This is a genomic window from Chitinophaga hostae (assembly GCF_018224885.1).
In the GTDB taxonomy this organism is placed as follows: Bacteria; Bacteroidota; Bacteroidia; order Chitinophagales; family Chitinophagaceae; genus Chitinophaga; species Chitinophaga hostae.
Genome location: NZ_JAGTXB010000025.1, coordinates 20,616 through 38,202, shown reverse-complemented (window position 1 = coordinate 38,202; position 17,587 = coordinate 20,616). Strand labels below are relative to the sequence as shown.

The following is a 17,587-nucleotide window of genomic DNA, read 5'->3' as shown; positions in this document are numbered from 1 at the left end:
TCAATCAGATACCAACCAGATCCAGATTTCCCTTCAGTTTCCTAAAAACTCTCCTCGGAAAGTCAATCATCATAAAATGTGCGCCTTTTTCAATATCTGCGTAACTGACATTAGAATTTCGCCTGATTAATTGAAAATCCCGTTCTTCATATTTAACAGTTGTGTCCAGTTCGCCATTAATAATGTTAAACGGACATTTTATACCCAGGATCACCGGCTCTACATCCTTTTTTCCAAAGTTTTCATAGATATTCAGGTAGTTCACCAGTCCGTAGTAATTATCAATCAGGTAAAAAGCCAGTCCCGCCAACGGACTTTGGTCATCCAGGTGCTTGTACAACTCATAGCTCGGCGACTCGGCTTCCTGCTCTCCCATAATTTCCAGGAAATCTGTCTTGGGAATATCTCCTACCTCCTTCATTATTTTGATCATCCTGGGGATATAGGAATCGTCCCGCTTTATCTTGCTTTTAATCGCATACATTAACCTGGTAAAAGTGCCGGGATTAGCTAAATCATGTACACGATAAGCGCAATTCAGTGCATTGATGGAACATATTCTGTCTGGAATACGTTCATACACACTCAGGGCTGCTTTTGCCCCCACGCACCAGCTAAATAAATGTACTTTATCTACCTGCTCCCGTTCCAATATCTGTAAGCAATCGTCCACAATGAGTTCGAGACTACACTGATCGAATGGTATTTCTATCTCCAGTTTTGGAAATCCGCGATACTCCATCCCAATAATGGTGTACTCATCTTCCGGAAAGTTATTGATGATAGGTATCCAAAACTTGATGCTCATGCCCGGTGAATTATTGATCATTATTCGCCTGGGACCATGGCCAAATACATAATATTCCAATGGAATACCATCTTTTGATAAGAATGTTTCAATTCTCATATGACCTTAAAATAATTTATTAAGATTTGCTATTTAGAGATTCAATAATTCCTTTTTATCTTCAAAGAAAAAACCGGTTTCACCAAATGCGGGTTCCAGATCACTGAACCAAATAGCATCAGGATTATATTTTGCATAAAAAATCTTCCCTACAAAGGCTGCATTTCTGCATTGAATTAACCTGAGCTGGAATACTTTCTCCCCCTTTATCTCCGTTACTCCCATCACTTCAATTTTACCTGTATCTACAGACATGCTGGGTCCACGGACAGTTCTTCCGAGCCCGCTTACCTGCCGGTATGCTTCATTAAAAATGTAGCTGCTTTCCTCCAGGGTAACAGAAAAATAATCCTGCGCCCCCGTATCCCTGGCAATAAACATGTAATAGGGAATGCACCCTAACTTCACCTGTAAATTCCACATGTCTCTCCATGTTTCGGCGGACTTATTTATATGATTGAGTATAGGAGATTGGGTCCTTATCTGTACCCCTGTGTTTAATACTCTTCTGATGGCTTTTTGAGCGGCGGGGTGTTGTAGTTCTTTAGGATGATTTACATGTGCCATTAATGCCAGGTTAATATTCCTGGCGGCGATCCGGTCAAAAAAACGTAATAGCTCATCTGCATCTGTATCAGTAAGGAATCTGTAAGGCCAATAGCCTAAGACCTTCGTTCCTATCCGGATGGTAGACAGGTTGGGTAAATCTGCTTCTATGATGGGTTCCAAATAAGCCATCAGCATCCTCGCCGACATGATCATGGGATCTCCTCCTGTAAATAATATATCTGTTACCTTGGGATGCGATCTTACGTAAGAAAGAAGCGTACTTACCTCCCTTGATGCAAACTTCAGCTCTGTATCTCCTACAAACTGTGGCCATCTGAAACAAAAAGTGCAGTAGGCATGGCAGGTTTGGCCATGACTGGGGAAAAACAGTACCGTCTGATCATACTTATGTTGCATTCCTTTTATAATGCTGCCATCTACTACCGGTACATTTAGCGTCAGCTGCTCCCCCGGATGGGGATTAAGACGTTTTCTGATATTGCTGGCGACTTCAGCCAACTGTGTACTATTCGCTCCCCGCGCAATCGCCTGCTGCATTAATATGTAATCCTCACCGGATAGCATACCGTACTGAGGAAAAGTCAGGTGATATATAGGATCATTTCTGAAATTATCCCAATCAATCAATTCATTTACCAGATAGTTATTTATCTTAAAAGGAAGCACACTGCCAATTATTTTAACGGCATCAATATCGTCTTTCGAAAGATAGTTCCTGACCTGCGGAATATGTTCAAAATTGGCTAACGAATAGGATCTATAATTCATCCATAGATAATTTAAATAAATGGCTATTTTATTCTGTGTCAACGCAGGCGTAAAGTAACTACATGCATAAAAGTCTACAGACGTTTATACACGCACCAAAATACGCTTTGGGCCAAGACATAAATATTCACTGTAAATGAATGTTGTAAAATTCCGGGGAAACATCAGGATATACATTTCCAGGCACACCGTCCGTGAAATGCGCCACCATAAAGAATAATGCTCAGTACATAATTTTATAAATTTTATGCGATGATTCCTTACACTACAGTTAAACAAACCGGGTTACTTTGCTGCAATTATTAGCACTACTAATTATCATCTTATTATTCATCATATCGCGAAAATGAAATTATAACTTTCTATGAAACTTTATTCATAAAAAATTAATATACTTTTCGAGTTTTGAATATTAATTTTTTGTAGACAAAAATAGCATCAAATAACTGTCATAATCATTGGGTTAAAACCGGCCAACCACGAACCCGTTAAAATATGGACGTTCTCCTGACCTACCTGCCAAAGATCAAAAGTTTCACCAATTGCTATATCACAGGTATCGCCCTGCAGCCAATCCTATTTGATCGTTTGAGCTCAAGTATACCATTACGACAAGTCAATTTTAAAAAGGGTGATTGCTCTCTGTAATTGCTGTCTTTGAGTGGACGGAGCGTGAAGTTTTTTTCTGACTCTGATGATATTGTATTCCTCGATGACTAAAGTTGTGGTCGGCAGGATTGCTATTTTGGAGTAAACAACTACAGGTTCGGTTAACTTTTATCAAGTAGAGGCCGAGTAAAAGTTGTCTTTCAGTCGGCCCCCATTCTTATTTTAAAGCCTCCTTGTACCTGGGATCTTTTAATTTAAATGACGGGAAAAATGAAAAGGTCATATACAGATTCATGAGTGTTTGCTGATCAATGGCCTCAAGATCTGCGGCTTTTAATTTGTCGCCTTCTCCGGCCTCCAAGGCGGCTGATAAAGAAGCCGGATGGTGCATAAAACTACTCCGGGTTTCATGCAGGAAACCGGTTACAAGCGTGAAACCAGGCAAAAAATAATAACTTCGTGGTTATGGAAACAGTTAAACAACTTTTAGATTCAACTGAATGCGGGAAGACCGGGCTGATGGCGATCAGAGACACACATGGTGTTGTTGTCCGGCAAATGGAAGATTCAAATCATAGGTTGCATGATGATGTTTGGCGCCATGCGTTTTATGGATCTGAGACGGAGAATGGAGCCCCCGCCTAATACATCAATAAAGCGCTTACAGGCGTCCTCCAATTGATTCTTTGGATAGGGGCCATAGAAATCGTCGAAAGTAAACCCGATTATCATCCACCTGGACGTCGGAATTAATTGCATGCGACAACTAGTCGTTCGCATGATGGCCTGGTATAACGACATTTATTCAGTGAAGAAGGATCTGCTGAAAAATGAGGCAATGAACCTGGTACTGGTTATCCGGCAGGAGCAACATTGTACGCTGGAAGAAGCATACGCCGAAGCAATCCGGATCCATGACGCTGATCTAAATGAGTTTATTAAAATAAAGCACTCCAGGCCTGGTTTTGGCGCATATAACAAAGACGTTGACAGGTTTATTACTAACGCCGAACTCTTCTTAAAAGGCCAGGTGCTGTGGTATACTAAAGGTACTCAAAGATATGACTGACAGGTTTTATCGGTTACCTGAAAACGACAAATTCTCTCCAAAAAACGGGAGCATTTTTTCTTCAATCCTCTTTTCAACACGATTAATATGGTCACCGTCATAAATTTCAAATGCGTGCTTAATTCCATACTTTTTGAACTCCTCATCCAGTTTCCCGATACTTTTTTATCACAATGAATCCTCTAATGACCAGAGGGGCCAATAATATCTTATGCTTTTGCAAATAATGTGTTGATGTTAATTTGCTGTTTTAAAAAGAACCACTGCAACTCCATCCCCTATTTCATCAGCATTCCTGCGTATTGTAGTATTCGTAGATGATCTGTACTATGATTAATGGCAGAACAAAAGTAAAAGACCCTTTATTACTGTACGACAGATTCCATTTGGCAAATATAGCCTTCCTCTTCCAGACATACTACAATCAATCCATAAAAATATAGTTAATAATCACTTTCAACCAAATTAAAAAAGATTCACGCTATGAAACATTTTCTATTTTTACCAGCACTGTTAAGATACGGCTGCAAACTTCTATTTGTAGCAGCCGGTATTTTCTTATCAATTCCTGCCTCGGGCCAGCTACCCACAGCGCAGCAGGTGGCCAGCCAGATGAAAGTTGGCTGGAACCTGGGTAATACCCTGGAAGCCATTTGCGGCGAAAATGCCTGGGGTAATCCTAATACCAGCCAGGCACTTATCAATGCGGTAAAGGCTGCCGGCTTCAACACCGTACGAATCCCCTGTGCCTGGGATTGCCATACCAGCAACGGCGTAATTGATGCTGCATGGATATCCCGCGTAAAAACAGTAGTAGACTACTGTATCAATAACAATATGTATGTAATCATAAACATTCATTGGGACGGGGGCTGGTTGGAGAATAACTGTACCACCAGTGCACAAAACGCTGTAAACGCCAAACAACAAAATTACTGGACCCAGATTGCCAATTATTTTAAGAACTATAATGAACGACTGCTTTTTGCCAGTGCTAATGAACCAGCTGTTAGCGATGCAACCGGGATGTCGGTCTTATTATCTTACCACCAAACATTTATCAATGCGGTCCGTGCAACCGGTGGAAATAATAGTTCCCGCAGTCTTATTATACAAGGGCCATCAACAAGTATAGACAATACCTATAACCTGATGAATACGATGCCCACCGATCAGATCTCCAACCGTTTGATGATGGAAGTTCACTATCACGCACCCTGGCAATTTTGCGGGTTAACAGAAGATGCCTCCTGGGGCACCATGTTTTACTATTGGGGAAATGGCTTCCATTCTACCTCCCAAACAAACCGCAACAGCACCTGGGGGGAAGAAAGCGAAGTAGAACGCGCATTGGGACTGATGAAAACGAAGTATGTAGATAATGGTATTCCGGTCATCATCGGTGAATTTGGCGCCATTAAAAGAAGTAATCCTTCGGATCTCTCGCTTCACCTGGCGTCCAGGGAGTATTTCAATAAGTATGTGACCAGTTCAGCAAAGAATAAAGGCATGATTCCGGTTTATTGGGATAATGGCGCTACGGATTTTGGTTTGTTTAACCGTAGCACGGCAGCAGTAACTGACCAGGGCGTAATCAATGCTATCATGCAAGGGGCCGGCGGATCAACTTCCGGTTACATTACACTGGCCAATCGCGCTACAGGACTATTGATGGATGGAATAGCCAGAACAGCCAACGGGTCTAACTGTTCACAATGGAGCAATAGCGGAAGTTATAACCAGCAATGGGCTTTAGAAACAACCGGAAGTTATGTAAAGCTAAAAAATCGCGCCACAGGGTTATACCTGGATGGAATGGGCAGAACCACCGACGGATCAATTGCGGGACAATGGGCCGGCAGTAGCAGCAATAACCAGCAATGGACCATGGAAAGTGCCGGCGGCTTTGTGAAATTCAAGAACCGGGCAACAGGTTTGTACCTCGACGGCCTTGGCCAATCAGGCAACGGTGTTGACCTGGGGCAATGGAGCACAAGTTCCAGCTATAACCAGCAGTGGACCTCCTCGGCAACGGCCAATGCACGAACCGCGGCGCAACCGGCTTCCATGGCATTAGTCAGCAATTCTTCTAATGACAAACAAACGTCGCAGGTGGTGATATATCCTAATCCGTCTTCGTCAAATTTCAACCTGGTAATTAATGACAACGAAAAGATAAAGCTTATCGAAGTAGTTGATATAAACGGCCGAGGGGTTGAAGCTATAAAACCAGCTGCTGTTAAAAACCGGTTAGCGTTTGGCGCCTCACTCCAACCTAATACTTATATTATTAAGGTGACAGGCGATACCTGGACAAAATCATTCAAGGTCATTAAACAATAAACGTATTGCGGGGTTATTGCCCGAAGACAAACAGGCATAAACTGCACAGCAGGAACAAATCAATAACGGCAATACTCACCAGGTGAGTATTGCCGTTATTGATTTGTGGGCAGTGACTTTCACAAAAAAAACTTTCCCTTATTATTCCACTTCTATAATTGCTTTAATAACGCCATTAGCGGGATCGAGCAAACTTTCAAACGTTTGTGTAACTTTTTCAAACGCGATACGATGGGTAATGTAATTGGCCGGTTGTACCCAACGTTTTTTTATGGCAGCTATAACGTGGTCAAAATCCTCCCGTGTTGCATTACGGCTGCTCATTAAGGTAGCTTCCCGCTTATGAAATTCCGGGTGACTGAAACAGATATCTGCTTTCTGCAAACCTACCAGGATATACCTGCCACCATGCGCAATATATTGAAAGCTGTTATTTATTGCCTTTAAACTACCGGTGGCATCTATCACTGCTGCTGCCATGTCTCCGTTGGTGATAGCAGCGAACTGCGCTGTTACGTTTTCGTTGGATGCATCGATCACGTGATCAACGTTCAACGTTTCCTTACAAAACGCTAATCTTTTGGCGTTGACGTCTACCGCAATAACTTTACCACCGGCAATGCGCGCAAATTCCATTACGCCTAACCCGATAGGACCGGCGCCAATCACTAATACAAATTCTCCGGGTTTTACATCCGCCCACCTGATGCTGTGCGCGCCGATAGCCAGGGGTTCTACCAGGGCCAGGTCATCGTAACCCAGGCCGCCGCCGTGTACCAGCGCAGCTGCAGGTACATTCAGGTATTCCCGCATTCCTCCGTCAACATGGACGCCACAAACATTGATGTTAACGCAACAATTGGGTTTTCCCGACCTGCAGGCAACACAAACGCCGCAGTTAAAGTAGGGAATAAATGTTACGACTTCTCCGTTTGTAAATCCCGTTGCGCCATTGGCCTCCACCAATTCCCCGGAAAGTTCATGGCCTAAAATCCGTGGATAATTAAAATAAGGTTGGGTTCCTTCAAAGGCGTGCAGGTCTGTGCCGCAAACCCCGATCCTTCGAATCCTGATCTGCACATAACCCTCTCCTAGCGCTTGTTTCTCCGTTTGTTGAAATACCAGTTTTCCCGGTTCCTCACAAATTATTGTTCGCATGCTCATTTTTTAAAGTTGAAAAATCTGTTCCATCAATACCCACTTCTCTCCTTCTTTTGCCCATGGCAATGGTTGCTGGAACTTCCACATGAGTTGTTCCCATTCCTGTACTTTAGGATTGGCGGCATCCGACGTGCGTTTTGCCGTTTCATTATACAGATCGCTGGTTTCCATAATCATCATCAGGCGATTGCCGGTCCTATAAATTTCCATTTCAACAATTCCTGCCTCAAGAATGCTCTTTCTAACTTCCGGCCACCCGTTTTCTGCTTTGTGCCAATATTCGTATTCTTCAATCAGCCGTGGATCATCTTTCAGATCAAGAGCCAAACAGTGTCTTTTCATCATTTTATTTAACATTTACAAATAGCTGGAAGCATACGCCGGGTCAATCAGCCCAAACTTTTCCATTTCTTTCCAAAATTCATCCGGGATGACTGAATAGGGCAATACCACATTCTGCGCCACCCTTTCAGCCTGCGTGGTATTTAACGCGATACTACTTACCCCTGGCGCGTTCAGGCCAAAAATCACACATGCTTCTACCGGTTTGATATTATGATCGACGCATAGCTGGTAAAACTGTACACGCCAATGATACAATGCCTTATCTTTTACCGGGTCTGTTAACTGGTAATTATAGTACGCAGATCCTGTTAGAAAGCCGCCGTTAAAAAGGGAAGAATTTACGATGACCACATCCTCCTGTTCCAGCTTTCTCATAAAATTCACCAATTCAGCAGGGTGGCTATGAATCGTCATACTATTGGCAATCATTACCCAATCCAGTTTTACATCACCGGCTATCCTGGCTATGATCCGCCAATCTTTTGCCCCTACCCCAATAGCTTTGACTTTACCCGCCTGTTTTAATTCATGTAAAGCGCGGTAAGCATCCAATATATCCTGGTAACGTTGTTGATACTCCTGCTCATTTCCGGCCGCTGCCAGGTACTCATCAGGATCATGTACCGATACCAGCGCGGCATGATAGTTTCCCAGCAATTCATTTCCCTGCTCATAACATTCCAGGATGCCATCATAGCTTATTTTCTGAACGGCATCATGTTCAAGATCTCGCCATATCCCGGGTTCAAAAGTAGGCTCTGTTGTTTTTAACTCCGTACGCAACCAGCCCAGCTTATTGCTGATCAGCACTGCTGACGGATCAACGTTCAATTGCTTCAAACTCCGGCCCAGCGCTTCCAACGCCAGTCCAGCCCCGTATTTGCCAGCGGAATCAAATATTACTGGTCCCGCCGAACACTTTACACACTCCTCAACAATAGATCGCTTCACTTCATCCGGGAGTGCTACATATAAATTTCCTAACCCGCTGGTGCCGAAAATTACCTTCGGCCACATAATTTTCTCCATACTAAACCCACTTATTTTCAAAGAATAGCTGACACCATTAACTTTTCGGTCTTCACTTTTACGCGATGACCTTTATATCCAAAATAAGCTACCACCAGGAAACAAACCAATGGCACTACATAACCATGTTGAATACTACCCCTCAGATCGCTGATGTAGCCAAATGCCAGGGGCAGGATAGCGCCTCCTACAATAGACATGATGATTAAACTGCTTCCAAATTCGGTATCGCCACGTAATTCCTTTATGCCCAGGGCAAAGATGGTTGGAAACATGATAGACATAAAAAAGCAGATACCCATCACCGCGTAAATCGTGATCATACCAGTGCCCATGATGGCGATCACGCAAAGTAAAGTACTCATCACGGCATACACTGCCAGCAACCTGGCAGAACTGAAATGCTGCATTAAGTAGGTACCAATAAATCTTCCAATTAAGAATGCCAGCCCACATAAACCCAGGTAGTCAGCCGCCTTTACCTCTGTTATGCCCCCAGCCTTTGTTGCGTAAAGGATAAAAAGGCTAAACACACATACCTGGGCGCCTACATAAAAGAACTGTGCCACAACGCTCCAGGCCAGGTGACGATGTTTAAACGCATGGAAGATATGCTTGCTGGCTACATGATCTTCGTTTGTCTGGATGGCCGGTAAACGGGTAAAGGCAAAAATGACTGCTATCAATACCAGTATGCTACCCAGGATAAAATAAGGCATTTTTACGGTGGCCGCTTCCGCAGCAAGCGCGAGTTGACGACCTTCTGCTGTCATTGTGCTTAGTTGCGCGGCGGTATATCCTTTCGTAAGAATAACACGTGCGCCTATTACGGGCGCCAGCGTAGCAGCAAGGCCATTAAACGACTGCGCAAGATTCAGCCGTTGTGTGGAGGAAGCAGGATCGCCAAGCGATGATGCATAAGGGTTAGCCGCCGTTTCCAAAATTGTCAGGCCACAGGCAATAATAAACAATGCTATAAGAAAAAAAATATACTGTTGCGTATTGGCAGCAGGAATAAACAGAAACGAGCCGAGGGCAAAAACCAGCAGTCCTGCGATAATTCCCGTTTTATAGCCATACTTTTTCATGATAAACCCTGCGGGTAAAGCCATGAGAAAATAGGCGATAAACACCGCAGAATCAACGAGGGTGGCCTGAACAGTAGTTAAAGTAAATGATTTCTGCAGGTGCGGTATTAATATAGGATCCAGGTTATGTGCGAAACCCCACAAAAAAAACAGGCTTGTAATCAGAATAAACGGGAATAATGTATGGTTCTTTGCCATATATGCGTCTTAAATTTTACAGGGATTGACAACGTGGAATACGTTCGTGCATTGCCGTTAGTTGGCTCAGGGAACAGGAAACTGCGCCATACGTGGATTTGACTGCGTCTTTAACAAACGGTGTGCGTGCAGATTTTGATAGATATAGAGATGACAGGCCTGTCGTTAAACACTTGATCAGCGTTTTCCTTTTCATGGAATCTAATTTTGTTGGCTGCTGTTATATGCCGGGAATTACCAGTCGTTTACCGGCAATTCCCGGCTTATAAAAGAAACGGGTAATTGATAAGTCAAACTTACTCCGAAATGCTTACCCAACCTTTGTTTTAATTAGACTTTTTTTATACAAAACCGACTATTTGCCTGTCAGTGAGCGGTTTTATCTTTAAGGGCATCTATTGCAAATACTGTCATATTACCTCCCCACAATTTTCTTTGTTACAAATTCGCTGAAAAAGTAATCCCTGTAAATACTTCCGATAGGAATTTCGTTTGTACCTATGTACACGGTGTTATTATCCACAGAACCGATATGCTTAACATTGATAACATAGGATTTACTTACCCTCACGAACATATCTTTTGGTAATTGATCGCAGATAGTTTTGATGTTCATTGCCGTAATGACTTTCTGATTTTCGGTGTGCATCACCACATAATCTTTTAAACCTTGAATAAAAAGTATGCTGTTGAAATAGACTTTAAAAATTCTCCGGTCTGCTTTCACAAAGAAAAAATCGTCTGCAACCTGTTCGATTTTGTTATTAGCGTAATCCGCTTTGAATAATTTGGAATAGGTATGAGCTTTTTCAACAGCCTTTTTAAAACGCTCCAATTTTACGGGTTTTATCAGGTAGTCAATCGCATCTACTTCGTAGCTGTCGGTAGCAAATTCAGAATAGGCGGTTGTAAAAATCACAAATGTTTCTTTGGGAATGGATCGGGCAAACTCAATGCCGTTGATTCCCGGCATTTGAATATCAAGAAAGACTAATTCAACTGTATTGCTTTCCATAAAACCAGTGGCGGTTTCGGGGCTGTTGAACGAGCCGATTAAATCCAAATTATCAGTTTGGTTAATCAACATCTCTATGGCTTCTCTTGCCAATGGTTCATCATCTATAATAATACAGTTCATAATTCTATACGATTTAATCTTGTCATAGCTTTATGGTTAAGGTTACGCAATACCTTTCTGCGTCATCTTCTATATTCAAACTATGTGTTGCGGGGAATAAAAGTTCCAGTCTTCGCCTGACATTTGCCAACCCCAATCCGCCTGCATTATTAACGGATTTAAGCGCAGGTTTGGAGTTGATGCATTTAAAGAAAAGTTCATTATTCCTAACATCAAAATACAGGTTTACATAAGACGATTTTGTTGCATCATTATTGTGCTTCACCGCATTTTCCACAAATGAAATGAACAACAAAGAAGGAATTTGCACGCCACTCAAATCGCCTTCTTTTGAAATCAGGAAATCAAAACTATCCCGCCTTACTTTTTCCAAATTTAAAAAGTCTTCCAGGAAATGAATGTCCGAAGTCAGTAATACTTTATCTCTTGCACTGTCATAAAGTTGGTAGCGTAGTAAATCGCTCAACTTCACCAACACCTGCGAGGCTTTATCGGGGTCTTTCTTCGTCAGCACATTGGCATTGTTTAGCATATTAAACAAAAAATGCGGGTTGATTTGGTTTTTTAATTGTTCCAATTCTGCATAAGTCTTCGATTTCTCCAACTCGTAAATCAATTGCTTGTCCAGCATTCCCTTCTGAAACAGTTTTATGGAAGATGAAGCTGCTAACAGCAGTACCGTAAGGAAAGAAAAAAGTGGGATATTCAGCCCGTTTTCCTTATTAAAAGGATTGAAAAAATAACCACAAATAGCCACCACAATAAGGATGCTGATCACGGATAAACAGTATTCGATATTTCTATTCCTGAATAAAAGCTTTGGTACCAGCACATACATATTTACATAGAATAATATAATGAAATATATAAATACCACTATCGGGTTGTCGATTACGGGAGTGCTGTTGTACAACACAATACCTAGAAAAACAATGAGCAGCAGATGCCGGAATACCCTGCGTTCAGGTGAAATCAGGAAACGGAAAAGTGTGTTCTCGCTAATAAGCTGTTGATGGGTAAAATCACTCATTTATAAAATTATATAGTACAAACTTAACATTTTAAGCTATCGTTTGATCTGCTTTTTATACGAAACTGTGGGCTTTTTATACGAAAGCAGGAAGTATTGGAAAAACGCATAAGCAAGAAATATATTTTGTAGTGCCCCTGCATGCTTTGCTATAAAAGATACCGCGTTTGGTATAATTGGAAAAAGACGGTTATTGAAAGAAATAGTTTTGTATCCGAATTGTAATTGTTAAATCGATTTTAAAAATATGAGATACAAAATCATTTATACACTGTTGCTTATACCCATTTCATTAGTGGCCTGGTCACAGGAGAAAGTCACATTGAGTGGAATAATCACCATGAAAACAAACACCGAAACAATAATCGGGGCAAGCATTTTCATTCCTGAAGTAAAAGCTTCAACGGTTACCAATGCGTATGGATTTTATTCTATTACGTTGCCAAAAGGAGAATATACGATCGTTATCAGCTGTATAGGATTTGAGAGTATCCAGGAACATATCTCCCTGAGAGGAAACACCAGGAAAGATTTTCCCATGCTTGAAAAAACCAGAACTTTAGATGAAGTAGTAATAAAAAACAACAGTTCAGCAAGCAACATCCGGAAACCGGAAATGAGCGTGAATAAACTCTCTATTTCTACCATCAAAAAGATGCCGGCGGTTATGGGCGAGGTGGATATTTTGAAAGCCATTCTGCAACTTCCGGGAGTTTCCAATGCACAGGAAGGAGCAACAGGTTTTAACGTCAGGGGTGGTGCGGTCGACGGCAATCTGATATTGTTAGATGAAGCCGTTGTGTACAATACCTCACACCTGTTCGGCTTTTTCTCTGTTTTCAATGCTGATGTGATTAAAGATTTGAAATTGTATAAAGGCGGAATACCTGCTAATTTCGGTGGGCGCACTTCCTCTGTTTTGGATATTTATCAAAAGGAAGGGAACAACAAAGAATATCACATAACGGGTGGAATCGGGGCGATTTCGAGCAGACTACTGGCAGAAGGCCCAATTGTAAAAGATAAAGGTTCGTTCGTAGTTGCCGGTCGTACTTCTTATGCTCAATTGTTTATGAAACTGGCTAACAACGACAATTCTGTGTCCTTTTATGATTTGAATGCTAAACTGAATTATAAGTTCAATGACAATAACAGGGTTTTCCTTTCCGCATATTTCGGCAAAGACAAAATGGATTTCAGTAATTTTTTCAGCAACAATTATGGGAACTCATTCTTTAATCTTCGTTGGAATCATATCTATTCCGAGAAATTCTTTTCCAATGCGTCAGTCATTTACAGTAAGTACGATTATGGCCTGAAGATAAAATATGTAGGCATTGATTGGATATCGGACATCCGTAATTATAATTTTAAGTATGATTTTAACCATCACCTGTCTGATAAGCTGGTGTTGAATTATGGCCTCAATTCCATCTACTACAAATTCAACCCGGGTACTATAAAACCGATGGATGATAAATCGCCTGTCAATCCCGACCAGATTGAAAAAAAATACGCCTGGGAAAATGCATTGTATATCAGTGCCGAGCAAAAACTCACGGACAAAATTTCATTGACCTATGGGCTGCGGTACAGCAATTTTCAACGGTTGGGAGAACAGCATGTAAATAACTATGCCAACAATCAGGCAGTGATTTTCAATCGCGAGTTACAAATTTATGAGAAAGGAACGCCCACCAGTACAACTTATTACGATAAAAACAAAAAGATCGTCGATTTTGGCAACTTAGAACCTCGTCTGGCAGTTTCTTTTTCTCTAAATGACGACCAATCCATTAAGGCGAGTTATAACCGGATGAGCCAGTATATTCATCTGATTTCCAACACAGCCTCCGTATCACCACTGGACATTTGGGCGCCGAGCGACCAATATCTGAAACCTGAAATTCTTGACCAGGTTGCGTTGGGCTATTTCAGAGATTTCAGCAATGGAAAATATTCTTTGGAAACAGAAGCTTTTTACAAGAAAATTAAAAACAAAGCAGACTACATTGACGGCGCCGAACTCATTGCCCAAAAAGCCATAGAACAGGTAATGTTAAACGGAGAGGCAAGGGCCTACGGACTTGAGGTGATGCTGAAGAAAAATACCGGGAAGCTGACAGGCTGGCTTTCCTATACACTTTCCAGAGCGGAACAACGCACACCAGGAAGAAATGCAGAAGAACCCGGGATTAACAACGGCGAATGGTATCGTGCCAATTACGATAAAACGCATAACCTTTCACTTACAGCCGCCTATCAACTGACGAAAAAATGGAGTTTTGGCGGCATTTTTACCTACCAAACGGGGAAAGCAGCCACCTACCCCATCGGCAAATACCAGTATCAGGAAATTACGATTGGGAATTACGGAGAGCGAAATGTTAATTCGCTTCCGGCCTATCATCATTTGGACTTATCGGCCACCTACACCCCAAAACCCGACAGCAAAAAAAGTTGGAAAGGTGAATGGGTATTCAGTCTTTACAATGTTTACAATAGAAGCAACGCTGCATCTCTTATGTTTGAGCAAAACAGGGAAACAGGGTCGAGCGAAGCAAAGAGGATATCGATTTTCGGTATCATTCCGGGCGTGACTTACAATTTCAAATTTTAATTCCAATAGTATACAAATGAAAAATAAAGTTAAATACCTGATATTATTATGCTGTTTTTTTCTTTTGTCCTGCACAAAAGTAATAGACGTAGATTTAGAAACAGCAGCACCAAAGTTAGTGATTGACGCATCGATTGATTGGGTAAAGGGTACAACAGGCGGTGAGCAGAAAATTAAACTTTCCACCACAACCGGATATTACAGTACTACATTTCCAACAGTTTCGGGAGCGAACATCGTTATAACAAATTCTGAGAATACTGTTTTTAGTTTTATAGAAAATCCCGGTACGGGAGTATATATCTGCTCCAATTTTCACCCGGCTATCGGGGAAACCTATACGTTAAAAGTAGTTTTAAATGGGGAGACCTATACCGCAACTGAAACTTGTATAGGTGTACCAAATATTGAAAATAATATTGTACAGAATAATGCCGGCGGATTTGGAGGTGATGAAGTAGAAATCAGTTACAGCTACCAGGATAATGGCAATGAGGAAAACTACTATCTACACCGTATTCTATCACCTGTATCAACGTTTCCGGATTACAAAGCCCAGGATGACCAGAACAGTCAAGGCAAACTAATGCAGGAATATTTTTCCGACAAGGACCTGAAGACCGGCGACATGATAAACATCAGGCTGTATGGAATTTCCAGGAGATATTATGATTATTTCAGGAAACTGTTAGCAGCATCCGGCGCTGGTACCGGCCCGTTCCAAACAACACCGGGTTCGGTGAGAGGGAATATCATCAATCAGACCCATTTCGAAAACTTCGCTTATGGATATTTCAGATTATCGGAAGTGGACGTAAAGGAGTATACGATAAAGTAATTAATAGGCATAGAGGCATTGCATGTGTTTGGCACCATCAACTAACAGTAGATGCAGGCACCTTCGCTACTCCTTAATTTCTTGCCTTTTTGCTAAAGATAAACTACTATTTTGAGCCATACTGTTCATTAGTAACTTGTTCCAACCAATCCACAACTTTGCCGTTCAGATGTTCCTGGATCGCAATGTGACTCATGCCATTGGTTGCTGAAGCGCCATGCCAGTGTTTTTCATTCGGTTCGAACCATACCACATCTCCCGGGCGGACTTCTTCGACCGGACCGCCTTCACGCTGTACCCAGCCTAAACCACTGACGATGATGAGGGTTTGGCCCAGTGGATGTGTATGCCAGGCGGTTCTTGCACCTGGTTCAAACGTCACGGTTGCTGAAGCACTACGTCGCGCGTCGTTTGCATCGAATAAAGGGTCAATTCTGACAGCCCCCGTAAACCAGTCCTCAGGGCCTTTCATTGAAGGTTTTGTCGCTGTTCTTGTAATTTCCATATCATTTAAATTTAATACCTGTTAACTGCGCACAGGCGGCCAGAAAACGATCTTGTAATACCGTGTCATCTGCTTCCCGGTTACTTCTTTTTATTTTTTGATGATAAAAATATTGGCCACACCGTCAACATAAAGCAGGGCAAGATAAGCATTAATATCGTGCGCCACCGATACTGCATCCAGGATAAAATGTAACTTCCCACGGTAGCGGCCATCTGTTCTGCATCTTTTGACAACAGCACTTCATCGGCGCCCAGCCACTTAGCTTCTGCAAATTGGGGTTCAGAGGTCGTAAAAGCAACGACATGTGCCCCATAGCTTTAGCTATTTTAATTCCCATGTGCCCAAACCACCAATCCCGACGATGCCCACCTTCTATGATCGAATAAACACACAAGTCGTATTTTGGGCTTCAGAATTGACGAAAATGGCTACATGCTTCTGCAAGCATTTTATGAACTTTGTCCATAAATAATCATGCATATGGACATAAAACTCAGCGGAAAAGTAGTTGTAATAACGGGTGCCAGCAGTGGGATTGGCAAAGCAACTGCCATGCTCCTGGCCACACAGGGATGTAAAGTTGTAATAGGCGCCCGCAGAGCTGACGCTTTGCAAAACCTGGCTTTAGAAATAACGGAATTGGGAGGCGCTTAGAAAGATAATGATGACAAAGATGCATAACTGCAAAAGGTGGAAAATGCGCAATCTGTTCTTCAGGCTCATTACCTGCGTCGTAAGGTAAGGGGCATCAGAAACAACTAATTTCCTAAGTTTCACACCAGCTCTGTTACCGTTTAAAATGCTATTGCCGATTAATAAAAGCACAAGGGCAAACTTGATCCTGAACCATAATTGTTCCGCCAATAAGCCATGGGTAAGAGCGATCATTCCTGCACCGGAAACTACGAGCAAACCAGCACCGATACCAATTAATCTCGGAAATCGGGCGGTTGCCGATAACACACCAACAGCCTGTTCTTCCTGACGATCAAAGAGCTTCCAGAAGGTTTGATAATTAATAAAATCGATTAACGTAGTGCCCGCCATCAGAACGAGCGCCATTAAATGCAGCATTAATAAAGCAGGAAAAATAAACATCTGGTAAATTATTTAATGAATAATAAAATTCTCTCATAGCGGCCCGTCAACTGAATTTGTCAAGTTTACATGCTTCTTTCATTGCTTAACGAGTTACTATTTTCATTACAATAATGCGGGAGCGAATGAAAACAGGACAGGAAATGTCAAATACTTTTAAAAAATCAATGTTAATTTTTTCAATCCCTGAAAAGAATTCTCTATAAATGTCCAATCCAGTCGTTCCAAAGCATTATTAGGGTAAATGTTAAACTCTAAATAAACATCA

Annotated in this window: 15 protein-coding genes; 5 read left to right on the top strand and 10 right to left on the bottom strand. The window is 41.9% G+C overall.

Translation table 11 applies throughout. From position 1 onward, the window contains the following. Positions 1 to 4 precede the first annotated feature (4 nt). Both KE626_RS30860 and KE626_RS30855 read right to left on the bottom strand, forming a co-directional pair. Positions 5 to 907, bottom strand: coding sequence for an alpha/beta fold hydrolase (locus tag KE626_RS30860; protein ID WP_211976935.1), 903 nt, complete (start codon positions 905 to 907; stop codon positions 5 to 7). 33 nt (positions 908 to 940) lie between these two features. Beyond that, the gene (locus KE626_RS30855) at positions 941 to 2,245 is read right to left on the bottom strand and encodes a KamA family radical SAM protein (protein WP_211976934.1); all 1,305 of its coding nucleotides are present in this window, start codon (positions 2,243 to 2,245) and stop codon (positions 941 to 943) included. Between the two features lie 1,366 nt (positions 2,246 to 3,611). Between KE626_RS30855 and KE626_RS30850 the strand changes: the two genes are divergently transcribed. Both KE626_RS30850 and KE626_RS30845 read left to right on the top strand, forming a co-directional pair. Beyond that, positions 3,612 to 3,923, top strand: a complete 312-nt coding sequence (locus tag KE626_RS30850; RefSeq protein ID WP_211976933.1) for a terpene synthase family protein — start codon at positions 3,612 to 3,614, stop codon at positions 3,921 to 3,923. Between the two features lie 483 nt (positions 3,924 to 4,406). Continuing rightward, on the top strand, positions 4,407 to 6,266 hold the full coding sequence (locus tag KE626_RS30845) for a cellulase family glycosylhydrolase (protein ID WP_211976932.1): 1,860 nt from the start codon (positions 4,407 to 4,409) through the stop codon (positions 6,264 to 6,266). 141 nt (positions 6,267 to 6,407) lie between these two features. Here KE626_RS30845 and KE626_RS30840 read toward each other — a convergent pair whose 3' ends face one another. From KE626_RS30840 to KE626_RS30815, 6 genes are all read right to left on the bottom strand, one after another. Further along, positions 6,408 to 7,424, bottom strand: coding sequence for a zinc-binding alcohol dehydrogenase family protein (locus tag KE626_RS30840; protein ID WP_211976931.1), 1,017 nt, complete (start codon positions 7,422 to 7,424; stop codon positions 6,408 to 6,410). A 9-nt stretch (positions 7,425 to 7,433) separates the two neighbouring features. Next, complete coding sequence (locus KE626_RS30835) at positions 7,434 to 7,772, bottom strand: L-rhamnose mutarotase (protein ID WP_249207823.1); 339 nt, start codon at positions 7,770 to 7,772, stop codon at positions 7,434 to 7,436. A gap of 12 nt (positions 7,773 to 7,784) precedes the next feature. Next, on the bottom strand, positions 7,785 to 8,801 hold the full coding sequence (locus KE626_RS30830; RefSeq protein WP_211976930.1) for an aldo/keto reductase: 1,017 nt from the start codon (positions 8,799 to 8,801) through the stop codon (positions 7,785 to 7,787). 17 nt (positions 8,802 to 8,818) lie between these two features. Then, positions 8,819 to 10,087: an L-fucose:H+ symporter permease gene (fucP, locus tag KE626_RS30825; RefSeq protein WP_211976929.1), complete on the bottom strand. Its 1,269-nt coding sequence runs from the start codon at positions 10,085 to 10,087 to the stop codon at positions 8,819 to 8,821. Between the two features lie 415 nt (positions 10,088 to 10,502). Then, complete coding sequence (locus KE626_RS30820) at positions 10,503 to 11,225, bottom strand: LytR/AlgR family response regulator transcription factor (protein WP_211976928.1); 723 nt, start codon at positions 11,223 to 11,225, stop codon at positions 10,503 to 10,505. 22 nt (positions 11,226 to 11,247) lie between these two features. Further along, positions 11,248 to 12,255, bottom strand: coding sequence for a sensor histidine kinase (locus KE626_RS30815; protein ID WP_211976927.1), 1,008 nt, complete (start codon positions 12,253 to 12,255; stop codon positions 11,248 to 11,250). A 247-nt stretch (positions 12,256 to 12,502) separates the two neighbouring features. Between KE626_RS30815 and KE626_RS30810 the strand changes: the two genes are divergently transcribed. Beyond that, on the top strand, positions 12,503 to 14,875 hold the full coding sequence (locus KE626_RS30810) for a TonB-dependent receptor (protein WP_211976926.1): 2,373 nt from the start codon (positions 12,503 to 12,505) through the stop codon (positions 14,873 to 14,875). 16 nt (positions 14,876 to 14,891) lie between these two features. Next, positions 14,892 to 15,713 carry a DUF4249 family protein gene (locus KE626_RS30805; RefSeq protein WP_211976925.1) on the top strand — a complete coding sequence of 274 codons (822 nt, stop codon included), beginning with the start codon at positions 14,892 to 14,894 and terminating at the stop codon, positions 15,711 to 15,713. A 106-nt stretch (positions 15,714 to 15,819) separates the two neighbouring features. On the opposite strand, the gene KE626_RS30800 is transcribed toward KE626_RS30805, so the two are convergent. Then, complete coding sequence (locus KE626_RS30800; RefSeq protein WP_211976924.1) at positions 15,820 to 16,218, bottom strand: (R)-mandelonitrile lyase; 399 nt, start codon at positions 16,216 to 16,218, stop codon at positions 15,820 to 15,822. A 483-nt stretch (positions 16,219 to 16,701) separates the two neighbouring features. On the opposite strand from KE626_RS30800, the gene KE626_RS30795 reads away from it, so the two are divergent. Next, positions 16,702 to 16,875 (top strand): SDR family NAD(P)-dependent oxidoreductase, encoded by a 174-nt coding sequence (locus KE626_RS30795; RefSeq protein ID WP_211976923.1) that lies wholly within the window; start codon positions 16,702 to 16,704, stop codon positions 16,873 to 16,875. On the opposite strand, the gene KE626_RS30790 is transcribed toward KE626_RS30795, so the two are convergent. After that, a complete protein-coding gene (locus KE626_RS30790) occupies positions 16,846 to 17,319 on the bottom strand; it encodes a hypothetical protein (RefSeq protein ID WP_211976922.1) in 474 nt (157 codons plus the stop codon). The genes KE626_RS30795 and KE626_RS30790 overlap by 30 nt on opposite strands. Between the last annotated feature and the right edge of the window lie 268 nt (positions 17,320 to 17,587).

Excerpts from the sequence above, each read along its gene's own strand:
- KE626_RS30860 (WP_211976935.1), bottom strand. The coding sequence starts at position 907 with ATGAGAATTGAAACATTCTTATCAAAAGATGGTATTCCATTGGAATAT.
- KE626_RS30800 (WP_211976924.1), bottom strand. The coding sequence starts at position 16,218 with ATGGAAATTACAAGAACAGCGACAAAACCTTCAATGAAAGGCCCTGAG.
- KE626_RS30790 (WP_211976922.1), bottom strand. The coding sequence starts at position 17,319 with ATGTTTATTTTTCCTGCTTTATTAATGCTGCATTTAATGGCGCTCGTT.
- KE626_RS30805 (WP_211976925.1), top strand. The coding sequence starts at position 14,892 with ATGAAAAATAAAGTTAAATACCTGATATTATTATGCTGTTTTTTTCTT.
- KE626_RS30815 (WP_211976927.1), bottom strand. The coding sequence starts at position 12,255 with ATGAGTGATTTTACCCATCAACAGCTTATTAGCGAGAACACACTTTTC.
- KE626_RS30820 (WP_211976928.1), bottom strand. The coding sequence starts at position 11,225 with ATGAACTGTATTATTATAGATGATGAACCATTGGCAAGAGAAGCCATA.
- KE626_RS30810 (WP_211976926.1), top strand. The coding sequence starts at position 12,503 with ATGAGATACAAAATCATTTATACACTGTTGCTTATACCCATTTCATTA.
- KE626_RS30835 (WP_249207823.1), bottom strand. The coding sequence starts at position 7,772 with ATGATGAAAAGACACTGTTTGGCTCTTGATCTGAAAGATGATCCACGG.
- fucP (WP_211976929.1), bottom strand. The coding sequence starts at position 10,087 with ATGGCAAAGAACCATACATTATTCCCGTTTATTCTGATTACAAGCCTG.
- KE626_RS30840 (WP_211976931.1), bottom strand. The coding sequence starts at position 7,424 with ATGCGAACAATAATTTGTGAGGAACCGGGAAAACTGGTATTTCAACAA.
- KE626_RS30850 (WP_211976933.1), top strand. The coding sequence starts at position 3,612 with ATGCGACAACTAGTCGTTCGCATGATGGCCTGGTATAACGACATTTAT.
- KE626_RS30855 (WP_211976934.1), bottom strand. The coding sequence starts at position 2,245 with ATGAATTATAGATCCTATTCGTTAGCCAATTTTGAACATATTCCGCAG.
- KE626_RS30795 (WP_211976923.1), top strand. The coding sequence starts at position 16,702 with ATGGACATAAAACTCAGCGGAAAAGTAGTTGTAATAACGGGTGCCAGC.
- KE626_RS30830 (WP_211976930.1), bottom strand. The coding sequence starts at position 8,801 with ATGGAGAAAATTATGTGGCCGAAGGTAATTTTCGGCACCAGCGGGTTA.
- KE626_RS30845 (WP_211976932.1), top strand. The coding sequence starts at position 4,407 with ATGAAACATTTTCTATTTTTACCAGCACTGTTAAGATACGGCTGCAAA.